Consider the following 22,055-nt stretch of genomic DNA (forward strand, 5'->3'; position numbering starts at 1 on the left):
CGCCCGCACCGATACCACGAAATTGATACCGTCGCCTCGTTTCTCTCGACGTAATGCGTTCCGTCGGCATCGTCGTCCCCGCCTACGACCCGAACGTCGAGGTGCTCGTGTCGTACCTCGGTTCTCTCCGGGATACCCTCCAACCCGAGCGCCTGCACGTGGAACTCGACGCCGGCTCGGCGGAGACGGTCGCCGCGGTTCGGGACGCGGGAGCGACCGTCAACCGCGCGACCGAGCGACGCGGCAAGGGCGCCGCCATCACCGCCGGGTTCGAGGAACTGGAGACGGACGTGCTCGCGTTCGCGGACGCCGACGGCGCCACGCCCGCGGCGTCGCTGGCGAGCGTCGTCGCGCCCGTCCGCGACGGGGACGCGGATCTCGCGGTGGGGTCGCGGCGCCACCCCGACTCGACCGTCGCCAGCCACCAGACGCTCGCGCGGCGGTTCCTCGGGGACGCGTTCGCGTGGCTGGCGGGCCGCCTGCTGGACGTCGACCTCTACGACTACCAGTGCGGCGCGAAGGCGATCAGCGCCGAGGGCTGGGCGCAGGTCCGGAACCACCTCTACGAGCCCGGGTTCGCGTGGGACGTCGAACTCGTCGCGATGGCGGGCGCGCTTGACCTCCGCGTGCGGGAAGTCCCCATCGAGTGGGAGGACCAGCCGGGGTCGACCGTGTCGCCAGTGGAGACGTCGGTAGCGCTGTTCCGCGCGCTGCTCGTGTCGCGCCACCGGTCGAAGCTCCTGCGGAACAGCCAGCTACACGAAGCCATCGCGGCGCGCCGCGACGACCCCGCCGCGCTCGTGGAGCGACACCGATGAGCCGCGCCGACCGCGTGCGCGACGCGCTCCCGGACCGGCTCGCGGCGCTCGTCTCCACGGTGCGGTTCGGGCAGTTCGTCTCCGTCGGCGCTGTCGGCGCCGTCTTCGACCTGACGACGCTCGTCGTGCTGACCGAACTGTTCGGCGTGCCGGCGGCCGTCGCGAACGCCGTCAGCATCGAGACCGCGATTCTCGTGATGTTCGTGGTCAACGAGCGCTGGACGTTCGCCGAGCACGGCGACAGCGGCCTGCGCTCGGTCGGCCGGCGGCTCGTCCGCTCGCACGTCGTCCGCGCGGGCGGGTCGACGCTGCAGTACGTGCTGTTCGTCGCGGTGTTCTACAACGTCGCCGTCGAGTTCTCGGTCGCGGGCGTGGACCTCTGGCTGGTCGTCGTGAAGGGCGGCGCCATCGGCGTGGCGATGCTCGTGAACTACGTCTTCGAGAGCCTGTTCACGTGGCGCGTCCACGAAGAGTAGGAGACGTCAGTCGTGGGGGTGACACCAGTCCAGCGCCTCGCGGACCGCCTCCTTCCGGCCGAGGAACGTGAGGTGGTCGCCCCGCTGGAGCGTGAAGTCACCCGACGGCACCTGATTGTCTCCGTCGCGGCCGACGAGCGCGATGATGCAGCCGTTCGGTAGCTCGGTGTCCAGTTCCTCGATGGTCTTCCCGACGAGGTCCTCTGAGGTGACTTCGACCTCCTGGACGTCCCCGGAGCGACCGATTTCGGTCATCCAGTTGGCGAGCGCGGGGCGTTCGATGATGTTGTCGATGCCCCACGCGGTCGCCAGCGACGAGGAGACCGTGCGGACGCCGAGGTCCTCGAAGGCGTCGACGTTGTCCGGGTTGTTCGCCCGGGCGATGATGGTCTCGACGTCGAACTTCGAGTCCGCGAGCTGGGAGACCAGCAGGTTGGCGTCGTCGTCACCGGTCGCGGCGACGACGATGCGGGCGTTCTCCGCGCCCGCGGCGCGCAGCTCGTCGGTGTCCGTGCCGTCCCCGTGGTGGACGGTGAACCCTTCGTTGCGCGTTCGTTCGACCATCTCTACGTCGTTCTCGATGAGGACGACGTTCTCACCGCGGTCTTCGAGGCGCTCGCCGAGCGCCCGACCGACGGTGCCGCCGCCCACGATGATGACTCGCATTGGGATTACCTCGAGTGCTTGCGCGATGTGTCTTGCGAACCCGCCCTCGACGACGACCGTCAGCAGGATGACGAGGAAGACGACCCCGACGAGGAGGCTGGCCGCCTCCTCCATGCCGCTGCTCTGGAGCTGGACGGCGAACAGCGTCGCGACCGACGCGGGGATGATGCCGCGCGGCCCGACGACGCTCATGAACGTCCGCTCAGAGAGCGTGTACCGCTCCCCGCGCGTGGAGAGGAAGACACCCAGCGGCCGGATGACGAGCGCGACGAGCGCGACGACGCCGAGCCCGGCGACGCCGAGCTGGATGAGGTTGTCGAACGACAGCAGGGCGGCCAGCCCGATGAAGACGAACGAGAGGACGACCAGCGTCACGTCGCCCTTGAACGCCTCTATCTCCTCCTCGTAGGGGAGGTTGGCGTTCCCGAGCACCATCCCGGCGGTCGCGACCGCGGCGATGCCCGCTTCGCCGCGGAGGAAGTCGGCGGCGCCGTACGCGACGAGCGCGCCAGCGAGCACGATGAGGCGGGCGTTCTGCGGGGCGTTCCCGCGCGAGAGGTCGACGTGGCGGAGCAGGTACCAGACGACGCCCGCGACGACGAGCCCGAACAGGACGCCGATGCCCAGTCGGACGGTGAACTCCTCGATGATCTGCATCCGGGTGAGCCCGGGGTTGTTCACGACCTCGAAGACGACGATGGCGAGGATGGCTGCGGTGACGTCGTTGACGACGCCCTCGGTTTCGAGCGCGGCGGCGACGCGGTTGCGGACGGGCACGATGTCCAAGATTGGCGTGATGACCGTCGGGCCGGTGGCGACCAGCAGGCTGCCGACGAGGAACGCCATGTCCCAGTTCGCGCCGAGCAGGTAGCGCACCGACAGCGCGGTCCCCACCAGCGAGATTGCGGCGCCGACCGTCGTGAGTCGCAACACCGCCCCCGGGGCTTCCCGGAGCTTCGGGAGCTTCAGGTGGAACGCGCCCTCGAAGACGATGATAGCGACGGAGAGCCCGACGATGCTGGACAGCGTCTCCGCGCCGCCGAACGTCTCCAGGGTGACGACGCCCAGCACCTCCGGGCCGACGAGAATCCCCGCGATGACGAGGAACAGCACGCTCGGCACTTGGAGGCGGTCCGCGATGACCTGCGACGCCACTCCGAGGGCGATAATCGTGGCGACCAGTGGAATGAGTTCGGAGCTCACGGCAGCCCCTCCAGTACCGGCATCGTCCCGTGATTCGGCGCCGCTACCCTTAAAGCGCCCGGATGCCGGCAGCCGCCCCCGCGACTGCGGCGGAACCGGCGCTCGCGGCGGTCACTCCGCGTAGATGTCGCCGATCTCGTCTGCGAACGCGTCGAGGATGTTGCGGCGCTTCTTCTTCATCGTCGGCGTGAGCAGGTCGTTGTCCTCGGTGAACTCCGTGGGGACGAGGCGGAAGCGCTTGATCTGCTCGTAGTCCTCGAAGTTCTCGTTGACGGCGTCGACGGCCTGCTGGATGCGGGCTTCGACGCGGTCGTCCCGGCAGATGGCGGCCTTGTCGTCGGGGAGGTCGATGCCTTTGCCGTCGGCCCACTTGCGGAGCGCGTCGAAGTCGGGGACGATGACCGCGGAGACGAACTTCCGGTTGTCCCCGACGACCATCGCCTGCTCGACCACCGGGGTCGCGGCGAACGCGTCCTCGATGGGGCCGGGCGCGACGTTCTTCCCCGTGGAGAGCGTGAGAATCTGTTTCGCGCGTTCGAGGAACCGGACGTAGCCGTCGTCCCGAATCTCCACCACGTCGCCCGTGCGGAACCACTCCGCTCCATCTATTTCGGTGAACGCCTGCTCGGTGGCGTCGTCGAGCCCCCAGTAGCCGTCGAAGACCTGCGGGCCGCGCGCGAGCAGTTCACCGACGTCGCCGTCGCTGGCGTCGCGCTGCTCGGGGCTGGCGACGGTCTCGTCGACGCGAAGCTCGGTGTCCACGACCGCCGGGCCGATGGTGCCGGTTTTCGGCGCCTCCGGCGGGTTCACCGAGAGGACGGGGCTGGTCTCGGTGAGGCCGTACCCCTCCAGAATCGGGAGGCCCATGCCGTGGTAGAGCGCGCACAGCTCCGGCGACAGCGAGCCGCCGCCGGAGATGAAGAAGTCGATGTTCCCGCCGAGGGCGTCCCGCACCTGCTCGAAGACGAGCTTGTCCGCGACGGCGTGTTTCGTGCGCAGCGCCAGCCCGGGGTCGTCGGCCTCGTAGAACTCGCGGCCGACGCCGGTCGCCCACTCGAAGATGCGCTCCTTGGTGGGGGACTGGGCGGCTTCCTCGCGGACCGCCGCGAAAATCTTCTCGTAGACGCGCGGAACGCTGGTCCCCGACGTGGGCTCGCACAGCGCGAAGTCCTCGCGGAGCGTGTCCGGGGACTCCGCGTAGCAGACGTGGGCGCCCGACGCGAACAGCAGGAAGTGGCCGGCGAGGCGTTCGAGGACGTGCGCCAGCGGGAGGAACGAGACGACGCGGGTCTCGGCGGTGATGGCGGGGTAGTCGGCCTTGTCGGGTCGCGGGCCGAACCGCTTGCGGCACTGGTTGACGTTCTCCCGGAAGTTCTCGTGAGTGAGCGCGACGCCCTTCGGCTGGCCGGTGGTGCCCGAGGTGTAGATGAGGCTCGCGAGGTCGTCGTAGTCGGTGTCGTCGATCCACGACTCGTAGGCGTCGCGGTCGAAGACCTCCTTCCCGCGCTCGTACACTTCCGAGAGCGGGATGGCGTCGTCGTCGGCGACGTGGTCCATCGTGACGACGAACTCCACGTCGAGGTCGTCCTCGACCTCGCGGACGCGTTCGAGTTCGGTCTCGCCCTCGACGACGACGCCGACCGCGCCGCTGTCGCCGAGGAGGTGTTTCACTTGCCGCGAGCTGGAGCTGGAGTAGACGGTGGTGACGGCGCCGCCGGCCGCGAGAATCCCGAAGTCGCACTGCGCCCACTCCATGCGGGTGTGCGCGAAGATGCCGACGCGCTTCCCGGATTCGACGCCGAGGTCGCGGAACCCGGCGGCGAGGTTGCGGACGACGTCGCGCATCTCGCCGTACGTGACGTTCTCGAAGTCGCCGTCGGGCGCCGGCGGCAGTACGTCCGGCGTGAGCGTGCGGTCGTGGACGCCGCCCTTGTACCCCTGCGCGGGGCGGTCTGCGTGTCGCTTTGCCGCGTCCTCGAACGTGCGAGCGAGGGTGGTCTGCCCGGTGACCTCGTCCTCGTAGTCGCGTTCCGCCTCGCGGAAGTCCATACCCCCTAGTGGGCCTCCCGGGTCTTAAGGTAGTGGAGAACTCCATGAACGTTCATTGTAGTTTCCGCGCGGGCCTTGTGGTCGCCCCAGACCTGCCAGACCTCGTTCGTGCCCGCGAGGTGGTCGATGGCCGCCTCCTCGCTGCCGCGCTCGACGACCTCGCGTTCGACGGTCTCGACCCACTCCCGTAGCACTTGCTCGTACTGGCGGAGGACCGCGTCGGTGTCGTCCGGCCCCGGCCCGAAGTGCGCGTACAGCAGGACGTCGGGGTCGAGGCGGCGAATCAGCTCGGCGTCGGTGACGCACTGTTCGAGGTCGAAGTTCGGCGGCGGGCTCGTCTCCCGCACGCGGTCCTGCGAGGGAATCCAGATGCCGGCGGCGTCCGCGGTGAAGACGGCGTCGTCGGCGTGGTCCTCGAAGACGACCTGATGGGGGGCGTGTCCGGGCGCGTGGTGGGCGGTCAGCTCCCGCGACCCGAGGTCCACGGTGTCCCCGTCTTCCAGTTCGACGATGCGCTCCTCGGGGACGGGCTCGGGCTCGACGTAGTACTGCCACTGGTCGCCGACCGCCTCCTTCGTGCCCTCCACGAGCCGCGAGGGGTCCGCGAGGTGGGGCGCGCCGATTTCGTGGACGTAGACGTCCGCGTTCGGGCACTCCTCGGCGATGAAGCCCGCGCCGCCCGCGTGGTCGAGGTGGACGTGCGTCACCAGAATCGCTTCGAGGTCCGCGGGCGCGATGCCGCAGTCGTCGAGCGCGGCGAGCACGCGCTCGTAGTTCGTGCCGATGCCGGTGTCGACGATTGCCGGGCGGTCGGCGTCGACGACGTAGACGGAGCCGTACTCGCCGGTGTCGTACATGCCGGTATCGACGTACGAGATGTCGCTACACTGTTCGACGTCGAAGACGTCGCCGGGTGCCATACCGGGAGTGGGGCGGCCGCACGCAAAAGATTTCGCGTGCGCGAGCCGCGCTCACGGCGCCCCAGCCACCGGCAGCACCGAGAACGCCAGGTACGACAGCACGCTGGCGACGCTCGGTCCGAGAATCCAGAAGGAGACGAACCGCGCGACCGTCGACGGGTCGAACAGCGCGGCCTCGTCGAGGTCGCCGCTGCGCTCGCCGCCGATTTCGGCGACCGGCTCGACCTCCACGCTGGCCGCGGCCACGGTCACTTCGGCGTGGACGTCGCCGCGCGCCAGCTCGGAGGCCGTCGCCGTCCGCGACGCCCGCCCCCAGCCGAGGCCGACGATGGTCATCACCGTCGAGAGCGCGAGACTGATGGGGATGCCGAGCCACGACGCGGCGGTCGTAATCGTCGCCGCGACGACCGTCACGACCATCGCCGCCAGCAGCGGGAGGTCCGTGAGTTCGCTCCCCACGGAGGCCATCGTGCGGCGTGCGATGGTGAACGCACCGACGCCGATGGCCGCCGCCGCGAGCGCGACCGCCGGCCCGGGCGCGAGGAGGCCGCCGCCGACCAGCGGCGCGACCGCGTTCGCGACGTTGCTCGCGCCCGCCGAGAACGACATGTAGCACGCCACGACGACGACGAGCGCGGTGCTGACGAACTCCCGGGGCGTCGTCCCGGGGCCGAGCGCGGGCGTCGGGACGAGAGCGGACCGGTCGAGGACGAGCAGCGGGCCGTCGGACTGCTCGATGGCGGCGGCCCGCTGGAGGCGGACGTAGAGGTAGCGACCGACGACCGCGCCACACCAGAAGCCGGCGACGGGCGCGACAAGCCACCAGACGACGATTTCCCCGAGTACCGCCCAGTCGAGCGTGTCGGTCGCGAGCCCGAGGCCCGCGATGGCGCCGACGGCCGTCATCGACGTGGAGATGGGGACGCCGTAGGCGTTCGCGACCACCATCCCGACACCGATGAACGCGAGCACGACGATGCTCGCCTCGACGGTGAACGCGCTCGGCGCGACGACGCCGCTGCCCAGCGTCGCCACGACGTTCCGGCCGACCGTCCAGCCGCCAAGCAGGACGAAGACGGTCATCAGCGCCGCCGCGGTCGTCTTCTCCGTGACTCCCGCGCCGACCGACGGCCCCCACGCGACGCCCGTCGACGACCCGCCGACGTTGAACCCGACGAACGCCGCGGCGGCGACCGCGACGGTAAACAGGACGTCCATGCGTTCCCGCGTACGCGGTTCGGGGGTGGTGTATATTCTGCCCGTGGCCGATATTTCCACGCGCGCCCGGCTCCGGGTTCGTGACCTGTTCACGGGGATGCGATACGTTCTTGCCGGCGCCCCCGCAAACTCCGGCAAATGCTGAGCAGACAGTACGTCCGCGAACACCCCGACAAGGTGCGGGCCGCCCTGGAGAAGAAGGGCGTGGACGCGGACCTCGACCGGATTCTGGGAGTCGACGAGGAGTGGCGCGACCTCAAGGCACGCGGCGACGAGCTCCGCCACGAGCGCAACGAGGTCTCCTCGAAAATCGGCGACCTCAAGCAGGAGGGGAAAGACGAGGAGGCGCAGGAGGCCATCGAGCGCTCGCAGGAGCTCAAGGACGAGCTCGAAGAAATCGAGGCGCGCGCGGACGAACTGGAGGCCGAACTGGAGCGGAAACTGCTGACGCTCCCGATGGTCCCCCACGAGGAGGTGCCCGTGGGCGCCGACGAGTCCGAGAACGTCGAGCGCCGCCGCGAGGGTTTCGACAACCTCCGCGACCTCCCCGACGAGGTGACGCCCCACTACGACCTCGGTGAACAACTGGACATCCTGGACTTCGAGCGCGGCGCGAAGGTCTCGGGCGGCGGCTTCTACTTCGCGAAGGGCGCGGGCGCCCGCCTCGAACACGCGCTCGTGCAGTTCATGCTCGACGTCCACCGCGATCAGGGCTACGAGGACGTCTTCCCGCCGATTCCCGTGAACTCGAAGTCGATGGAGGGGACCGGCCAGTTCCCGAAGTTCGTCGAGGACGCCTACCGCATCGGCGACGTCAACGACGCCGACTACGACGACGACGACCTCTGGCTGCTCCCCACGGCGGAAGTCCCGGTGACGAACATGTACCGCGACGAGATTCTGCTCAGCGACGACCTCCCCCTCAAGCATCAGGCGTACTCGCCGAACTTCCGCCGGGAGGCCGGCGAGCACGGCACCGAGACCCGCGGCATCGTGCGCGTCCACCAGTTCAACAAGGTGGAGATGGTGAACTTCGTCGAGCCCGAGCACTCCTACGAGCGCTTCGAGGGGCTCGTCGACGAGGCCGAGGAAGTGCTGCGACGCCTCGACCTCCCGTACCGGATTCTGGAGATGTGCACGGGCGACTTGGGCTTCACGCAGGCGAAGAAGTACGACATCGAGGTGTGGGCGCCCGGCGACGACATGGACGACGGCCCCGAGGAGGGCGGCCGCTGGCTGGAGGTCTCCAGCGTCTCGAACTTCGAGGACTTCCAGGCGCGCCGCGCGGGCATCCAGTACCGGCCCGAGCGCCACGAGAGCGCGGAGTACCTCCACACGCTGAACGGCTCGGGGCTGGCGGTGCCCCGGGTGCTCGTCGCGATTCTGGAGTACTACCAGAACGACGACGGCACCGTGGACGTGCCGGAGGCGCTCCAGCCGTACATGAACGGGCAGGAGGTCGTCGAGGGCACCGAGAAGGTCGGCGAGTCGGCGCTCGGCGCGGGCGACCGCGAGTAATCGGCGAGTAGGCTTTTCCTCGCTCGCTGCGACCCGCCCCACATGAGCGCGAGCACGCGGAGGTGCGGGTGATGGTACAGCTCGGGTACACGCTCTCCAGCGAGGAGCACCCCCCGAACGACCTCGTGGAGTACGCCGCCCGCGCGGAGGACACGGGGTTCGACTTCCTCTCGATTTCGGACCACTTCCACCCGTGGGTGAGCCAGCAGGGCGAGAGCGGCTTCGTCTGGTCGACGCTCGGCGGCGTCGCGCACGCCACCGACGACATTCCCGTGGGTATCGGCGTCGTCTGCCCGATCATGCGCTACCACCCCGCTATCGTCGCGCAGGCGTCGGCGTCGGTGGCGTCGATGCTCGACGGCCGGTTCTTCCTCGGCGTCGGCACTGGCGAACTGCTCAACGAGCACATCGTGGGCGAGCACTGGCCCGAGCACGCGGTCCGCCTCGAAATGCTCGAAGAGGCGGTCGAAATCATCCGCAAGCTCTGGTCCGGTGGCCAGCAGAGCCACCACGGGAAACACTACACCGTCCAGAACGCGCGGCTGTTCACGCGACCCGAGGAGACGCCGCCCATCGTCGTCTCCGCGTACGGCCCGTCCGCGGCCGAGACCGCCGCCGAAATCGGGGACGGGTTCTGGTCGGTCGGCCCGCAGGCGGCCGTCGAGACGTGGGCGGAGCACGGCGGCGAGGGGCCGCGGTACACGCAGTTGAGCGTCTGCTACGCCGAGACCGAGGAGGAAGCGGTCGAGACGGCCTACGAGTGGTGGCCCAACACCGCGCTCCCCGGCGAACTCGCCTCCCAGCTGCCGACGACCGCGCACTTCGAGCAGGCCTGCGAGCTGGTCACGAGAGCGGACGTCGCGGACTCGCTCGTCACCGGCCCCGACCCCGAGGACCACGTCGCGGCCATCGAGAACGCCGTCGAGGCGGGCTACGACCGCGTGTACGTCCACCAGGTCGGCCCCGACCAATCGGGGTTCTTCGAGTTCTACGAGGACGAGGTGTTGCCCGCCGTCGAGTCGATAGCGCCGGCGTAAGTCGTCAGCCCGACGATTTCCCCGTCGGCGGTGTCGAAGGCGTCCACGAACGTGAACAGTTCGCGGCCGTCGTCGGCGGCGAGCAAGCGCCCGTGGACCGCGACGCCCTCTGCTCCCTCGTAGATGGCGTCGACGGCGTGGCGGGTGTCAGTGCGCGGCCGGTCCTCGCGCATGAACGAGACGAACGCCTCGCGGCCCGAGAGCGTCACGTCCGGGCGGACGTGCTCGAAGTCGGGCGCGAGCACTCCACGGAGAGCGTCGTAGTCCCCGGCGTCGATGGCGTCGTAGTAGGCGCGTGCGAGCGCAGCGTCGTCCATACCAGAGTCGTGGGGTCGCCCGGACAAGAAACCGCGGGAGCGACGCACAGCCATCACCCGGGGAACGGGGTGTTTTTCCTCCGTGACGGCCTACCGGTGGTGTGGACCTGCACGTCCGGTACGAGGGCGACGACGACCCGAAGAAGTGCACGGCGCGCAAGCTCGCGCGCTTCGACGAGGCCGTCCTCCACGAGTCCGCGCGCGCGACGCCGTACGGCGTCGTCCTGAACCCGCACGCCGACACCGCGCTGTCGCCCGCGGACGCCGACCACGGCCGGCTGGTGGCGCTGGACTGCTCGTGGGAGACGGCCGGCGAAGCGATGTTCGAAATCGACGGCGAGCACCGCGCGCTCCCGTTCCTCGTCGCCGCCAACCCCGTCAACTACGGCCAGCCGTTCCAGCTCAACACCGTAGAGGCGTTCGCCGCCGGACTCACCATTCTGGGCGAGCGCGAGCACGCCGAGGAAATCCTCTCGAAGTTCACGTGGGGGCACACGTTCCTCGAACTCAACGAGGAGCCGCTCCGGCGGTACAGCGAGTGCGCGGACTCCGCGGAGGTCGTCGCGGTGCAGGAGGACTACCTCGCCGACGAAGCGTAGCGGCCCGGACCGGCATTCCGAACGCTTAAACGCGTTGGCGGCGAATCCGGCCCCATGAGCGAGTCCATCGAGGCCCGACTGCTCGAGAAGCAGATCTGCATGCGGTGTAACGCCCGGAACCCCAAGCGCGCCTCCGAGTGCCGCAAGTGCGGGTACAAGAACCTGCGTCCGAAGGCCAAGGAGTCCCGCTCGACGTAACTCAGTTCTCGCCGTTCCACTCGTCTTCGAGCACCGAGTAGTAGCGCACGTCCCGGTACTCGCCGTCCACGAACACTTCGTCGCGGTGCGTGCCCTCCAGCTCGAAGCCGAGTTTCTCCCAGATGCGCGCGGAGGCGTCGTTGCCCTCGAAGACGCGCGCGACGACGCGATGGCGGCGGTGCTGGGCGAACGCGTACTCGGTGACGAGACGGCCGGCTTCGGTGCCGTAGCCGTTCCCCCAGAACTGTTCGCCGAGGAAAATGCCGACCTCGGCGCTGCCGTTGACGTCGTCGACGCCGTGGACGCCGACGCTGCCAATCGGCTGGTCGTCCACCGCGACGACGAAGTTCACGTTCCCGTTGTCGTCGCTGGCGTGCTCCTCGTACCACTCTCGCTCCTGTTTCTCGGTCAGCGGCGTGCGCGCGGACAGCGACGGCCACACTGCGGGGTCGTTGAGCGTCTCGCGGAGGAACTCCAGGTCGTCCTCGGCGACCGCACAGAGGTCCACCGCGTCGCCTTCGAGAAACGGTCTCCCGGGCATACCCGGAGAAACGACTCCCGTCAGAAAAAGGGTTCCCGGGGTGTGACAGGCCATCGCACTCGCGGAGCGCTACTCGTCGTACTTGGGTTCGCGGCGTTCGGCGCGGTCGAGCGCGCGCTCGACCACGCTGCGGACGTCGCCGTGGAAGACCTCGCCGTGACCGGAGTACATGTGTTCGACAGAGTCGGGCAGGCGCTTGAGGAGTTCGCGGACGCTCCCGACAAGCCGTTCGCGGGACTGGCCGGCCATGTCGGTGCGGCCGAAGCTCCCGTCGTCGAACGCGCCGTCGTCGTGGACGACGACGTCCCCGGAGAACAGCGCGGCGTCGGAGACCAGCGAGACGTGGTCGGGCGCGTGGCCGGGCGTGAACACGACCTCGAAGTCGTCGTCGCCGACGCGCACGCGGTCGCCGTCGCCGAGTTCGTGCGTGCGGAGGCGGTGGTCGGCGAACGCGTACACCTCGGGGTCGAAGGCGTCCACCACGGCGTCCAGTTGCTCGACGTGGTCGCCGTGCTGGTGCGTGAGGACGACGCGTTCGAGGTCGTCGACGTGGCGCCGAATCTCGTCGACGACGCCGTCGTACGCGCCGGCGTCCACGAGCGTCGGCTCGTCGCCGGGCGCGAGGTAGGCGTTGCACGTGAACGTCTCGGCGTCGCGGGTGACGTGGACTACGTCCATACCAACGGGGACGCCCGCGGTCGTGGTAAAACGGCGGGGTTTTTTCACGCTCCGCGGTCAACTCAGCGGGGAATTTTTGGGGGAGGGAGTCGTACGCTCACACATGGGTTTCGGGAGCTACGACGAATCCGAGCAGGAGAACCAGTCTCTCGACTCAGACGACATCGACGCCGACGACGGCATCGACACCGCCGAGTACGAGCACAGCGGCGACGTGAACTACGAGATCGGCGCGTCGAACGACGAACTCCTCGACCGACTGAAGGACATCAAAGGCGAGTAGCGTGGTGAAGGCCGGGACGCGGGCACTCGGTGTCGCGGAGTCATACCGGGGCGAGGAGTCCACGGTCGCCGGCGCGGTCGTGCGGGCGTCCCGAGTGGTAGACGGCTTTTCGTTTACTTCGTGCACGGTCGGCGGCCTCGACAGCACCGCGGCCGTCGTCGAGTGCTACCGCCAGTTGGACCGCGAGGACGTCCAGTACGTGTTCGTGTCGGGCATCGCGCCCGCGTGGTTCAACGTCGTGGACCTCCACGCCGTCCACGACGCCGTCTCGCGGCCCGTGCTCTCCGTCTCCTTCGAGGAGAGCGAGGGACTGGACGCCGCCATCGAACGGGAGTTCTCCGGCGACGAACGCGACCGGCGCCTCGACGTCTACGAGCGCCAGCCCGACCGGGAGCCCGTGACCGTGAACGACGAACGCGTGTTCGTGCGCGCGGTCGGCTGCGAGAACCCCGCGGAAGTCGTTCGCGCGTTCACGCCCGAAGGCGGCCGGCCGGAGCCGTTGCGGGTCGCGCGGCTGGCGGCGCGTGCGGCCGACCGACGGGAGGCCGCAGGCGACTCGGGTCTGTAACGCTTAACCCGGCAGCCGTGGTCGGCACACGCATGAGCGACATCGACGGCATGGAGGGCGTGGAGGTCACGGAGTGCACGCGCTGTGCGGACCTCGTCGAGTCCCGGAGCCGAATCGTCAACGGGGACGGCCCCGAGGACGCCGACGTGCTGTTCGTCGGGGAGGCGCCCGGGGCGTCCGAGGACGAGGAGGGCGTGCCGTTCGTCGGGCGCAGCGGCGACGTGCTCGACGACGAACTCCGGGACGCGGGGCTGCCGCGCGCGGACGTCCGCATCACGAACTGCGTGCGCTGTCGCCCGCCGGAGAACCGCGACCCCAGCCGAGAGGAGCTGGCGAACTGCCGGCCGTACCTTGAACGCGAAATCGAGCTCGTTGACCCCGACGTAATCGTCACGCTCGGGAAGGTCCCCGGCGAACACCTGCTCGAACGGGACATCGCGGTGACGAGCGAAGCGGGGAACGTCGAGCGCGTCGAACTCGGCGGGGAGCCGCGGGAAGTCCTCCTCTGCCTGCATCCGGCGGCGACGCTGTACGACGCGAGCCAGCGCGAGACGTTCACGGAGACGATAGAGAAGGCGGCGACGATAGCCGGCGAGAGCAGCGGGCAGTCCCAGCTCGGCGACTACTGAGTCACTGCCAGAGCGTGCGGACCATCCGCTGGGGGAACTCCACGATAAGCGCGATGAGCCCCTGGGACTCCTCGGTGCCGCGGATGTACGAGCGGACGCGCTGGCTGACGACTTCCACGGAGATGACGAGCACGAAGATGACCAGAATCGTCGCCATCATGTTCGTGTACTTGAACAGCCCGCGCTGGGTCGTGAGCACGTACCCGAGGCCGCCGCCGCCGATGAGGCCCATGGTGACGGCGATGCGCGTGTTGATTTCGAGGATGTACATCGTCCACGCGATGAACGGCGAGAACACCTGACTCAGCATCCCGAAGACGACGCGCTGGGGGCCGCTGGCGCCGGTCGAGCCGATGGCCTCGATGGGGCCGTCCTCGACCTCTTCGAGGGCGTCCGTGAACAGGCGGCCGAGATTCCCCATCGTGTCGGTGCCGATGGCGAGCGTCGCCGTGAACGGCGTGACGCCGCCCAGCGGGATGTAGATGAGCGCCCAGACGAGCGCGGGAATCGCGCGGATGACGCTCATCGTCCCGCGGAAGATGAAGTTGAACGGGTACGGCGTGACGCGCTCGGAGCCCAGCACGCCCAACAGGAGCGCACCCGGCAGGCCGAGCACGGTGCCCGCGAACCCCATCGCGAGCGTGACGAACATCTGTCCGGGGATGAACGTCCAGTTCCAGAATGCGACGCCGGCGCCGTTGGTCTCCAGTTGGAAGAGGAGGTTGTTCGCCTGGATGAACGACCAGTACGCGCCCGTGTCGACGAACGGGAGGCCGAACAGTTCGCCCGGCGGGAAGAACTGTCCGAGCGCGTCGCGGAAGTCCGGCCAGTAGCGCATGATTTCCGCGATAGAGAACCCGACCTGTCCGAGCGCCAGCGAGAACAGCCACCCGAACACGACCAGCGCGAACACCGAGAACACCTGCCGCGCGCGCTTGTTGATGCGGAGCCGCGTGAACTGCTCCTGTACCGACTCCGAAACCGTCGATGCCGCGTCTTCCGTGTCCGTGCTCATGCTTCCGCCTCCGTTCGAATCGCTTCGGTCTCGATGGTGCCGTAGATTTCGTCGATGACGTCGACCGTGAGGTCGTCGCGATAGCCGTCGAAAATGACCTCGCCGTCCTTCATGCCGAGGAACCGCTCCCCGAACTCGCGGGCGATGTTCACCTGGTGGAGGCTCGCGAGCGTCGACAGGCCGCGCTCGTCGGCGGCTTGCCGGATGTACGCCATCACTTGCTCGGCGGACGCCGGGTCGAGGCTCGCGACCGGCTCGTCGGCGAGCAGGAGGTTCGGTTGCTGGACGAGCGCGCGAGCGATGCCGACGCGCTGCTGCTGGCCGCCGCTCATCTGCCCGACTGACTGCCCGGACTCGTCGAGCAAGCCGACCGTTTCGAGGGCACGCAGCGCCTCGTACTTGTCCTCCTCGGTGTACCGACCGAGGAGGCTGTTGAAGAACGAAGTGCGACCGAGTGCACCCGTCAGGGCGTTGTTGTACGCGCTCATCTCCTCGATGAGGTAGTGTTGCTGGAATACCATCGCGACGTCGTCCCGCGGCCCCTCGACGGGGTCGCCGTTGATGGTAATCGAGCCGGACGTCGGCTCGGTGAGACCGTTGAGACAGCGCAGGAGCGTCGACTTCCCCGCGCCGGACTCGCCGAGCACGACGACGAACTCACCGTCGGGGATGGTGAACGAGACGTCGTCGACAGCCTGAATTTCGCCGTACGATTTGCTCAGATTTGAGACTTCGATCATTGCTTGTGCGGCCGCCTAACCCGACTGGCGGGCTTGTAGGGGGTCATCACGGGCGACAAATAGATTAATCGATTAGGTGCGTCGGCGTTACGCGTTCCCGAGTTCGACGCCGAGCTCGTCGAAGGCGTCGCGGACCGGCTGGTAGTCCTCAACGGTGCCCTCGCTGAGCCCGGTGAACCAGAGCTGCTGGTCGTCGCCGAGGTCCTCGTTGATGAGGTCCTCCTCGGTGGCGGCCAGCAGGGCGTCGGTCACGTCGGACCTGACCGTCGAGTCCAGCGCCGAGCGGATGAGAATGGGCGCGCGCGGAATCGGGTTCGAGCACGAGAGCAGTTCCAGTTCCGGGGACTCCGTGCCGAGGTCGCCGTCGTTCTCGGCGGACATGTCGAGGAACTCCTGGGGGAACTGGTCCTTGGGGACGTTGGGCGCCGTGGAGAACGCGCCGGTGCCCGCAGCCACGACCGGGTCGCGGTTGATGAGCGTCTCGCGGGCCTGTGAGTGGTCCGACCACTGGCCCTCGAAGTCGTTGGGCGTGCCGTTGGGCGCGCCGCCGGTGTCGAGACCGGCCTGCTTGAGCATGTACAGCGGGAAGATGGAGCCGCTCGTGGAGAGGCGGTCTGCGAACGCGACCGTCTCGCCTTCGAGGTCCGCGAGCTCGTCGATGCCGCTGTCCGGCAGCGTCGTGATGAGCGAGAAGTACTTCGCGGCGCCGTACGCGATGCGGATGCCGGCGACCTCCGCGACGTCGTTGTCCGCGCTCTGAATCGCGATTGCCGGTGCGGCGTCCGCGATGTCCGTCTGCCCGGACTCCAGCGAGGAGTACACCGCGGCGTAGTCCGCCGCGACGCTGGAGGAGATGGAGACGTCCGCCTCGGACTCGAGGTAGTCGAACATCGGCTGGTACTGCTGTTTGACGTCGACGTCGGACTCGGCCGGCGTGAGCGTGAACGTCAGCTCCGTCGGGCCGCTGCTCGTCGTGCCCGTCGTCGTCCCGCCACTTTCGGACGTGCCGTCACCGCCGTCGCCGTCGCCGCCGCCCGTACAGCCCGCGAGTCCGGTGAGTCCAGCGATACCTGTCGCGCCTGCGATTTTGAGGAATTTGCGTCGTCCCGCCATGGGGAATTCGTTTGTGAATACGAGAGGTGATTGAAAAGGTTTGTCCTTCAACTATATCCAGTGATACCCATCACTATGTACCAAACAGCGGAGGGAAACCCACTTGCAACTGGGGGGCGAAGCCACGAACATGAGCATCTCGTCGACCGACCAGACGACCGCTTCGGTCGTCGTCGTGGACTACGGGCTGGGGAACCTCAGGAGTGTCACGCGCGGGCTCGAACGCGCGAACGCGGACGTGACAATCTCCGACGACTCGGGCGCGCTCGACGACGCGGACGGCATCGTGTTGCCGGGCGTCGGCGCGTTCGGCGACGGCATGGAGAACGCGGGGCCGTTCCGGGACGCGCTCGTCGACGCCGCCGAGGCCGGCCGCCCGCTGTTCGGCATCTGTCTGGGGATGCAGATGCTGCTCACGGAGAGCGAGGAGGCCGAGCGCGAGGGACAGGGCGACGTGCGCGGTCTGGACCTGATTCCGGGTCGGAACCGTCGATTCACGGGCGACGTGAAGGTCCCGCACATGGGCTGGAACGAACTCGACGTGACCCGCGACCACCCCCTCGTCGAAGGCGTGGACGGCGAGCACGCGTACTTCGTCCACTCCTACTACGCCGAACCGAACAGCGACGACCACGTCGTCGCCGAGACCGACTACGGCGAGGCGTTCCCCTCCATCGTCGCCAACGACGAGGGCAACGTCTTCGGCACCCAGTTCCACCCCGAGAAGTCCGGGGAGACCGGCCTGCGGATTCTCCGGAACTTCGTGGACATCTGCGCCGAACAGTAGGGAACGGTTCCCACACCCGAGCAACGCTTTCCGCCCGCTTCATCGACAGTTAGCATCCGCGAGCGAGCGGCTTGCAAAGCCCGAGCGAAGCGGTTCACTCCACGAGCGAACGGAGTGAGCGAGTGGAGGCCGACGACTGAGGAGAGCGAGCGAACCGAAGGAGGAGTGCTTTTGGCGTAGCTTTTGCCGAGCGCGCCAGAGGCGCGCGCAGCGTAAAAGGTCGCTACAGGAAATCTCTAACCTCGCTGTAGTACATGTCGTGGTGGTCGACTTCGCCGACGCGTTCGGCGACGTCGACGGCGATGGCGTGCCAGCAGGATTCGTCGGGGTCGAGGTTGTACTGGCTGTCTTGGCAGTTGCAGTTGCCGTCTTCGACGATGTACTCGTCTTCGTGGCCGACGACGACGGTGAAGTCGTTGTACTGTTTGACGCGGCCTTCGCTGGCGGCTTCGACGGCGCGCTGGCCGCGGTCGCCGTGTTCGGCGAGAATGCCTTCTACGATTGGGCCGGTGAGTTCGCCGGCGTCGGCGAGTGCGGCCCGCCAGTCGTCGACCTCGGACACGACCCGCTGTTGGGCGGCGCGTGGTTTAGCAGGTTCGGTCGCGCGTCCGTGGTACGTATTGACGTGGCAAACCAATTCCTTAATCATTGTTAATGCTATTCGAGCCATATTACATTATTATTCATTAACTTTATGCGGCTGGTCGCCCCGTCACCAGTTGCGATGCCCGCAGTACGCCACCGCACGACCGCTCGCACCGACTATCGACCGCCACAGCGACCCACAGAGACCCCACCATGCCCACCTACACCGACATAGACAACACCGGCGCGCCGGTCGTCCCGGACCTCCGGGGCGACGCCGACGAGGAAGAATCGCTCGCTGAGACCGTCTGGAGCCACCGACACACGGAGCCAACTGATGAGTGACGACTACCCCGACTACACGCACCGAGACATCGACAACGCCGCCGGCCGCGAGTTCCGCGAACTGCTCGCGGACGACGACCCCTACGTGTTCGCGCCCGGCCTCTACCACGCCCTCGACGCGCGGCTGGCCGAACGCGCCGGCCACGACGCCGTCTACATGAGCGGCTACTCTACGGTCCTCGGGCAGTTCGGCTTCCCGGACCTCGAGATGGTCTCGATGACCGAGATGGTCGAGAACGCAAAGCGCATCGTCGACGCCACCAGCCTCCCAGTCGTCGCGGACGCCGACACCGGCTACGGCGGCGTCCACAACGTCCGCCGCGCCGTCCGCGAGTACGAGAAGGCCGGCGTCGCCGCGATTCACATCGAGGACCAGACGACGCCCAAGCGCTGCGGCCACATCGCCGGGAAGGAGATCGTCTCCCGGGAGAAGGCGCAGGCGCGCTTCGAGGCCGCCGTCGATGCCAAGCAGTCCGAGGACACCGTCATCATCGCGCGCACCGACGCGTACGGCTCCGCGAACGGCGACTGGGAGGAACACCTCGAACGCGGCCGCATCTACGCGGACGCTGGCGTCGACCTCGTCTGGCCGGAGATGCCCGACCCGTCCCGCGAGGACGCCGTCGAGTACGCCGAGACCATCCACGAGACCCACCCGGACCTCGACCTCGCGTTCAACTACTCGTCGTCGTTCGCGTGGAGCGAGGAAGACGACCCGCTGACCTTCGAGGAGCTCGGCGACCTCGGCTACGAGTACATCTTCATCACCCTCTACGGCCTCCACTCGGGCGCCCACGCCGTCTACGAGGACATGGAGAACATCGCCGAGAACGCCGAGCAGGCGCAGTTCGACCTCGAAGACCGCTACCTCGGCCACGAGACCGAGAGCCACCACGACCTCTCGCTGGTCAGCCGCTACCAGGACATCGAGACCCAGTTCGACCCCGAGGCCCGGCGCCGCATCGAGGAGTCCGAGGGGTACAGCGAGGACGAGAGCGACCCCATCACGGCCGACGACGAGGCCACGCCGACGCAGGATGACTGACCCGACCGAGCGCCACTACGACCGCGAGTTCGTGCGGACGTTCTTCACGACCCCGACCGCGGTCGAGGGGGAGGACGACTCCGCGAAGATGCTGCGTAGCGCCGCGGGTCTGCGCGGCATCAAGGCGCCCGACGTCTGGGTGCCGGACAACGAGGACGCCACCGCGCCGTCGATGCGCGCGGAGGGCGCCCGGAACATCGTGGATGTCGTCAGCGACCACGGCGCCGACTTCCCCGGCGAAATCCACCCCCGGGTGGTGTGGCACCGCGAGCGGCCGTCCACGCGCCGCCGCGGCTTCGAGCAGATGCGCACCATCGCCGACCCCGAGGGCGGCGCCGTCGAGCACATCGACGGCTTCGTCATCCCGGAGGTCGGCGACATCGACGACTGGAAGAAGGCCGACGAGGCCATCACCATCGTCGAACACGAGCACGGCCTCGACGAAGGCTCGCTCTCGATGTCGGTCATCGTCGAGAGCGGCGAAGCCGAGCTCGCGATGGGCGACCTCCGCGAGGAGGTGGGCAAGCCGTCGAACAACCTCGAACGCATGTTCCTGCTCGTGGACGGCGAGGTCGACTACACGAAGGACATGCGCGCGATGACGCCCACCGGGGAACTCCCGCCGTGGCCGGAACTGCGCCACAACACCTCTCGGGGCGCCAGCGCCGCCGGCCTCGTCGCCGTGGACGGCCCCTACGACGACATCCGCGACGTCGAGGGCTACCGCCAGCGCATGCGCGACAACCGCGCGAAGGGGATGACCGGCATCTGGTCGCTCACCCCCGAACAGGTCGAGGTCGCCAACACCGCGCCGCTCCCGCCGGAGACCGGGAGCTGGCTACTCGACGTCGGCGGCCGCGAGGTCGAACTCGACGCCGACGGAGGCCGACAGGTCTACGACGGCGACGACCTCTCGCTGTCGGAGACCGGCGACGGCTACGTGCTCCGCGCCGGCGGCGACGAGCGCGAACTCTCCGAGGAGGAACTCCGCGAGGAACTGCTGGACCGCACGTCGTACGTCCCCAGCATGAACGACATCGTGGACTCCATGGAGGAGTTCGAAGCCGCGAAGGAAGCGGGCAAGGGCGCCATCGCGATGACCCAGTCCGCCACCCTCGAAATTGACGGCGTCACCGTGGACCTCAGCAAGGACCGCATGTGGGACGAGGCAACCTACCAGGCCGCCCAGACCCCCATCACGCTGTTCCAGGACGTCTACGAGCACCGACCCGACCAGCACGACGAACTAGCGGAGAAGTACGGCTCCGACGTCGTCGAACGCGCGACGAACGTCGGCGACTAACGACGCGCGGCCGCACGCGGACGTGCTCACCCCGCCCGCGGCCCGCACTTCGTCGCATCCAGAGTTCTCGTAGCTCGGGAGGGCTCTCGCCTCCCACTCTGCACGCCCGACAGTGCTCGCTACGTTCACCGTTCTCTACGCTCACCGTTCACACAATTCGGGAGACTACGTCTCCCGCAGCTCACGGCTTACTTCGTTCGCCGCTCGCTTATTCCGAGGGCGCTTCGCGCCCTCGCAACCGTCGGCCTTTTTTCCGCGTCGCTCCGAGTGGCGGTATGCTCGTCGAGGAAGGCGGCGTGACCGTCGAAGTACCCGGGGAAGCCGGCGGCGGCGAGGGCGCCGGCGACGGCGTGTTCTTCAACCCCACGCAGGAACTCAACCGGGACCTGACGGTCGCGGCGCTGTCGGCGTACCGCGAGCGCGAGCCGCGCGCGGAGACGTACCTCGACGCGATGGCCGCCAGCGGCATCCGCGGGGTGCGCGCCGCCAACAACGACTGGACGACGACGCTGGCGGACCTCGACCCCGATTCGGTCGAACTCGCGCGGGCGAACCTCGCACGCAACGACCTCGACGGCGAGGTCGTCCAGCGCAACGTCAACAGCCTCCTCCACGAGGACGGCCAGTTCTTCGACGTCGTGGACCTCGACCCGTTCGGGTCGCCGATTCCGTTCGCGGACGCGGCGTTCGCGAACGCCCGCAACCTCGTCTGCGTCACCGCCACGGATACCGCGCCGCTGTGCGGCGCGCACTTCGAGTCCGGCGTGCGGAAGTACTCCGCCGTCCCCCGGAACACCGAGTACCACGCCGAGATGGGGCTACGCGTGCTGCTGTCCGCGCTCGCGCGCACCGCCGCGCGCTACGACGTCGGCGTCACGCCCATCCTCAGCCACGTCAGCGACCACTACGTCCGCACGTACCTGGACCTCTCGCACACCGCGACCGACGCCAACGAGGCCATCGACGAACTCGGCTACGTCTACCACTGTCAGGAGTGCCTCCACCGCGAGCACGAGTACGGCCTGATTGCGGACGCGCCGGAGACGTGCGCGCACTGCGGCGGCACGCAGGTGCTGCCAGCCGGCCCGCTGTGGCTCGGCCCCGCCCACGACAGGGAATTCGTCGCGGAGGTCCGCGAGCATGTCACCGACTACATGGGCACCGCCAAGCGCGCCCGGAAGCTGCTGGACACCGTCGCGGGCGAACTCCACGAGCCGACGCACTTCGACCAGCACCGCCTCTACAAGCAGTGGGGCGAGCCCGCCGTCGGCATGGACGAGTTCCTCAGCGAACTCCGCGACGCGGGGCTGGCGGCCTCGCGCACGCAGTACGGCGGCACGACGTTCAAGACCGACGGCTCGCTCGCCGACGTCGAGGCCGCGGTCCGCGAGTAGGCGTCCCGCA

At 68.4% G+C, this 22,055-nt stretch carries 25 protein-coding genes; 14 read left to right on the plus strand and 11 right to left on the minus strand.

The genetic code is table 11. The features are described from left to right. Window positions 1-53: 53 nt before the first annotated feature. Both ABSL23_RS02755 and ABSL23_RS02760 read left to right on the plus strand, forming a co-directional pair. Window positions 54-818, plus strand: a complete 765-nt coding sequence (locus tag ABSL23_RS02755; protein ID WP_353634638.1) for a glycosyltransferase — start codon at window positions 54-56, stop codon at window positions 816-818. After that, the gene (locus tag ABSL23_RS02760) at window positions 815-1,294 is read left to right on the plus strand and encodes a GtrA family protein (protein WP_059057709.1); all 480 of its coding nucleotides are present in this window, start codon (window positions 815-817) and stop codon (window positions 1,292-1,294) included. The genes ABSL23_RS02755 and ABSL23_RS02760 overlap by 4 nt, the downstream gene beginning before the upstream one ends. Window positions 1,295-1,300: 6 nt before the next feature. Here ABSL23_RS02760 and ABSL23_RS02765 read toward each other — a convergent pair whose 3' ends face one another. The 4 genes from ABSL23_RS02765 to ABSL23_RS02780 all read right to left on the minus strand — a co-directional run bounded on the left by ABSL23_RS02765 (window position 1,301) and on the right by ABSL23_RS02780 (window position 7,350). After that, a complete protein-coding gene (locus ABSL23_RS02765) occupies window positions 1,301-3,163 on the minus strand; it encodes a cation:proton antiporter (RefSeq protein ID WP_059057710.1) in 1,863 nt (620 codons plus the stop codon). Between the two features lie 111 nt (window positions 3,164-3,274). Next, window positions 3,275-5,212, minus strand: coding sequence for a long-chain fatty acid--CoA ligase (locus ABSL23_RS02770; protein ID WP_353634639.1), 1,938 nt, complete (start codon window positions 5,210-5,212; stop codon window positions 3,275-3,277). A gap of 5 nt (window positions 5,213-5,217) precedes the next feature. Beyond that, window positions 5,218-6,132 (minus strand): MBL fold metallo-hydrolase, encoded by a 915-nt coding sequence (locus ABSL23_RS02775; protein WP_059057712.1) that lies wholly within the window; start codon window positions 6,130-6,132, stop codon window positions 5,218-5,220. Between the two features lie 51 nt (window positions 6,133-6,183). After that, the gene (locus tag ABSL23_RS02780) at window positions 6,184-7,350 is read right to left on the minus strand and encodes an inorganic phosphate transporter (RefSeq protein ID WP_059057713.1); all 1,167 of its coding nucleotides are present in this window, start codon (window positions 7,348-7,350) and stop codon (window positions 6,184-6,186) included. Window positions 7,351-7,488: 138 nt separating this feature from the next. Here ABSL23_RS02780 and serS point away from each other — a divergent pair, with 138 nt between their 5' ends. Both serS and ABSL23_RS02790 read left to right on the plus strand, forming a co-directional pair. Further along, entirely contained in the window at window positions 7,489-8,868 is a 1,380-nt protein-coding gene (gene serS, locus ABSL23_RS02785) for a serine--tRNA ligase (protein WP_353634640.1), read from the plus strand. 71 nt (window positions 8,869-8,939) lie between these two features. After that, on the plus strand, window positions 8,940-9,905 hold the full coding sequence (locus tag ABSL23_RS02790; protein WP_059057715.1) for a TIGR03557 family F420-dependent LLM class oxidoreductase: 966 nt from the start codon (window positions 8,940-8,942) through the stop codon (window positions 9,903-9,905). On the opposite strand, the gene ABSL23_RS02795 is transcribed toward ABSL23_RS02790, so the two are convergent. After that, window positions 9,857-10,222: a nuclear transport factor 2 family protein gene (locus tag ABSL23_RS02795; RefSeq protein ID WP_197570623.1), complete on the minus strand. Its 366-nt coding sequence runs from the start codon at window positions 10,220-10,222 to the stop codon at window positions 9,857-9,859. The genes ABSL23_RS02790 and ABSL23_RS02795 overlap by 49 nt on opposite strands. Before the next feature lie 101 nt (window positions 10,223-10,323). Here ABSL23_RS02795 and ABSL23_RS02800 point away from each other — a divergent pair, with 101 nt between their 5' ends. Further along, a complete protein-coding gene (locus ABSL23_RS02800) occupies window positions 10,324-10,821 on the plus strand; it encodes a DUF367 family protein (RefSeq protein WP_059057717.1) in 498 nt (165 codons plus the stop codon). A gap of 54 nt (window positions 10,822-10,875) precedes the next feature. Beyond that, window positions 10,876-11,019 (plus strand): 50S ribosomal protein L40e, encoded by a 144-nt coding sequence (locus ABSL23_RS02805; protein WP_058984215.1) that lies wholly within the window; start codon window positions 10,876-10,878, stop codon window positions 11,017-11,019. A 1-nt stretch (window position 11,020) separates the two neighbouring features. On the opposite strand, the gene ABSL23_RS02810 is transcribed toward ABSL23_RS02805, so the two are convergent. Both ABSL23_RS02810 and ABSL23_RS02815 read right to left on the minus strand, forming a co-directional pair. Then, window positions 11,021-11,560, minus strand: coding sequence for a GNAT family protein (locus ABSL23_RS02810; RefSeq protein ID WP_059057718.1), 540 nt, complete (start codon window positions 11,558-11,560; stop codon window positions 11,021-11,023). Between the two features lie 69 nt (window positions 11,561-11,629). Continuing rightward, on the minus strand, window positions 11,630-12,238 hold the full coding sequence (locus ABSL23_RS02815) for an MBL fold metallo-hydrolase (RefSeq protein ID WP_059057719.1): 609 nt from the start codon (window positions 12,236-12,238) through the stop codon (window positions 11,630-11,632). 103 nt (window positions 12,239-12,341) lie between these two features. On the opposite strand from ABSL23_RS02815, the gene ABSL23_RS02820 reads away from it, so the two are divergent. From ABSL23_RS02820 to ABSL23_RS02830, 3 genes are read left to right on the plus strand one after another with little or no spacing between them, the layout of a single operon-like run. Next, on the plus strand, window positions 12,342-12,521 hold the full coding sequence (locus tag ABSL23_RS02820) for a DUF5786 family protein (RefSeq protein WP_059057720.1): 180 nt from the start codon (window positions 12,342-12,344) through the stop codon (window positions 12,519-12,521). 4 nt (window positions 12,522-12,525) lie between these two features. Next, complete coding sequence (locus tag ABSL23_RS02825) at window positions 12,526-13,089, plus strand: DUF99 family protein (protein ID WP_059058297.1); 564 nt, start codon at window positions 12,526-12,528, stop codon at window positions 13,087-13,089. A 32-nt stretch (window positions 13,090-13,121) separates the two neighbouring features. Next, the gene (locus ABSL23_RS02830; RefSeq protein ID WP_059057721.1) at window positions 13,122-13,718 is read left to right on the plus strand and encodes a uracil-DNA glycosylase; all 597 of its coding nucleotides are present in this window, start codon (window positions 13,122-13,124) and stop codon (window positions 13,716-13,718) included. 1 nt (window position 13,719) lies between these two features. Here the strand turns inward: ABSL23_RS02830 and phnE are convergent, their stop codons facing one another. From phnE to ABSL23_RS02845, 3 genes are all read right to left on the minus strand, one after another. Then, window positions 13,720-14,733: a phosphonate ABC transporter, permease protein PhnE gene (gene phnE, locus ABSL23_RS02835; RefSeq protein ID WP_059057722.1), complete on the minus strand. Its 1,014-nt coding sequence runs from the start codon at window positions 14,731-14,733 to the stop codon at window positions 13,720-13,722. Then, window positions 14,730-15,473, minus strand: coding sequence for a phosphonate ABC transporter ATP-binding protein (gene phnC, locus ABSL23_RS02840; protein ID WP_059057723.1), 744 nt, complete (start codon window positions 15,471-15,473; stop codon window positions 14,730-14,732). Before phnC ends, phnE begins: the two co-directional genes overlap by 4 nt. 87 nt (window positions 15,474-15,560) lie before the next feature. Further along, window positions 15,561-16,586 carry a PhnD/SsuA/transferrin family substrate-binding protein gene (locus tag ABSL23_RS02845; protein WP_059057724.1) on the minus strand — a complete coding sequence of 342 codons (1,026 nt, stop codon included), beginning with the start codon at window positions 16,584-16,586 and terminating at the stop codon, window positions 15,561-15,563. A gap of 130 nt (window positions 16,587-16,716) precedes the next feature. On the opposite strand from ABSL23_RS02845, the gene hisH reads away from it, so the two are divergent. Continuing rightward, window positions 16,717-17,373, plus strand: a complete 657-nt coding sequence (hisH, locus tag ABSL23_RS02850; RefSeq protein ID WP_059058299.1) for an imidazole glycerol phosphate synthase subunit HisH — start codon at window positions 16,717-16,719, stop codon at window positions 17,371-17,373. Between the two features lie 223 nt (window positions 17,374-17,596). Here hisH and ABSL23_RS02855 read toward each other — a convergent pair whose 3' ends face one another. Further along, entirely contained in the window at window positions 17,597-17,935 is a 339-nt protein-coding gene (locus ABSL23_RS02855) for a hypothetical protein (protein ID WP_059057725.1), read from the minus strand. A gap of 236 nt (window positions 17,936-18,171) precedes the next feature. Between ABSL23_RS02855 and ABSL23_RS02860 the strand changes: the two genes are divergently transcribed. The 4 genes from ABSL23_RS02860 (at window position 18,172) to ABSL23_RS02875 (ending at window position 22,045) form a co-directional block, all read left to right on the plus strand. Beyond that, complete coding sequence (locus ABSL23_RS02860; protein ID WP_256943840.1) at window positions 18,172-18,303, plus strand: hypothetical protein; 132 nt, start codon at window positions 18,172-18,174, stop codon at window positions 18,301-18,303. Beyond that, window positions 18,296-19,348, plus strand: coding sequence for an isocitrate lyase (gene aceA / locus ABSL23_RS02865; RefSeq protein WP_059057726.1), 1,053 nt, complete (start codon window positions 18,296-18,298; stop codon window positions 19,346-19,348). The genes ABSL23_RS02860 and aceA overlap by 8 nt, the downstream gene beginning before the upstream one ends. Continuing rightward, a complete protein-coding gene (gene aceB / locus ABSL23_RS02870; RefSeq protein ID WP_059057727.1) occupies window positions 19,341-20,651 on the plus strand; it encodes a malate synthase AceB in 1,311 nt (436 codons plus the stop codon). Before aceA ends, aceB begins: the two co-directional genes overlap by 8 nt. A 275-nt stretch (window positions 20,652-20,926) precedes the next feature. After that, window positions 20,927-22,045, plus strand: coding sequence for a tRNA (guanine(26)-N(2))-dimethyltransferase (locus ABSL23_RS02875; RefSeq protein WP_059057728.1), 1,119 nt, complete (start codon window positions 20,927-20,929; stop codon window positions 22,043-22,045). The last annotated feature ends 10 nt before the right edge of the window (window positions 22,046-22,055 follow it).

Source organism: Halobacterium sp. NMX12-1 (assembly GCF_040435975.1).
Lineage (GTDB): Archaea > Halobacteriota > Halobacteria > Halobacteriales > Halobacteriaceae > Halobacterium > Halobacterium hubeiense.

Bases quoted from the DNA above. Each gene is read 5' to 3' on its own strand.
- ABSL23_RS02755 (WP_353634638.1), top strand. From the start codon at position 54: ATGCGTTCCGTCGGCATCGTCGTCCCCGCCTACGACCCGAACGTCGAG.
- ABSL23_RS02875 (WP_059057728.1), top strand. From the start codon at position 20,927: ATGCTCGTCGAGGAAGGCGGCGTGACCGTCGAAGTACCCGGGGAAGCC.
- phnE (WP_059057722.1), bottom strand. From the start codon at position 14,733: ATGAGCACGGACACGGAAGACGCGGCATCGACGGTTTCGGAGTCGGTA.
- ABSL23_RS02790 (WP_059057715.1), top strand. From the start codon at position 8,940: ATGGTACAGCTCGGGTACACGCTCTCCAGCGAGGAGCACCCCCCGAAC.
- aceA (WP_059057726.1), top strand. From the start codon at position 18,296: ATGAGTGACGACTACCCCGACTACACGCACCGAGACATCGACAACGCC.
- ABSL23_RS02770 (WP_353634639.1), bottom strand. From the start codon at position 5,212: ATGGACTTCCGCGAGGCGGAACGCGACTACGAGGACGAGGTCACCGGG.
- ABSL23_RS02845 (WP_059057724.1), bottom strand. From the start codon at position 16,586: ATGGCGGGACGACGCAAATTCCTCAAAATCGCAGGCGCGACAGGTATC.
- aceB (WP_059057727.1), top strand. From the start codon at position 19,341: ATGACTGACCCGACCGAGCGCCACTACGACCGCGAGTTCGTGCGGACG.
- ABSL23_RS02810 (WP_059057718.1), bottom strand. From the start codon at position 11,560: ATGCCCGGGAGACCGTTTCTCGAAGGCGACGCGGTGGACCTCTGTGCG.
- hisH (WP_059058299.1), top strand. From the start codon at position 16,717: ATGAGCATCTCGTCGACCGACCAGACGACCGCTTCGGTCGTCGTCGTG.
- serS (WP_353634640.1), top strand. From the start codon at position 7,489: ATGCTGAGCAGACAGTACGTCCGCGAACACCCCGACAAGGTGCGGGCC.
- ABSL23_RS02820 (WP_059057720.1), top strand. From the start codon at position 12,342: ATGGGTTTCGGGAGCTACGACGAATCCGAGCAGGAGAACCAGTCTCTC.
- ABSL23_RS02805 (WP_058984215.1), top strand. From the start codon at position 10,876: ATGAGCGAGTCCATCGAGGCCCGACTGCTCGAGAAGCAGATCTGCATG.
- ABSL23_RS02815 (WP_059057719.1), bottom strand. From the start codon at position 12,238: ATGGACGTAGTCCACGTCACCCGCGACGCCGAGACGTTCACGTGCAAC.
- ABSL23_RS02830 (WP_059057721.1), top strand. From the start codon at position 13,122: ATGAGCGACATCGACGGCATGGAGGGCGTGGAGGTCACGGAGTGCACG.
- phnC (WP_059057723.1), bottom strand. From the start codon at position 15,473: ATGATCGAAGTCTCAAATCTGAGCAAATCGTACGGCGAAATTCAGGCT.
- ABSL23_RS02775 (WP_059057712.1), bottom strand. From the start codon at position 6,132: ATGGCACCCGGCGACGTCTTCGACGTCGAACAGTGTAGCGACATCTCG.
- ABSL23_RS02860 (WP_256943840.1), top strand. From the start codon at position 18,172: ATGCCCACCTACACCGACATAGACAACACCGGCGCGCCGGTCGTCCCG.
- ABSL23_RS02780 (WP_059057713.1), bottom strand. From the start codon at position 7,350: ATGGACGTCCTGTTTACCGTCGCGGTCGCCGCCGCGGCGTTCGTCGGG.
- ABSL23_RS02795 (WP_197570623.1), bottom strand. From the start codon at position 10,222: ATGGACGACGCTGCGCTCGCACGCGCCTACTACGACGCCATCGACGCC.
- ABSL23_RS02760 (WP_059057709.1), top strand. From the start codon at position 815: ATGAGCCGCGCCGACCGCGTGCGCGACGCGCTCCCGGACCGGCTCGCG.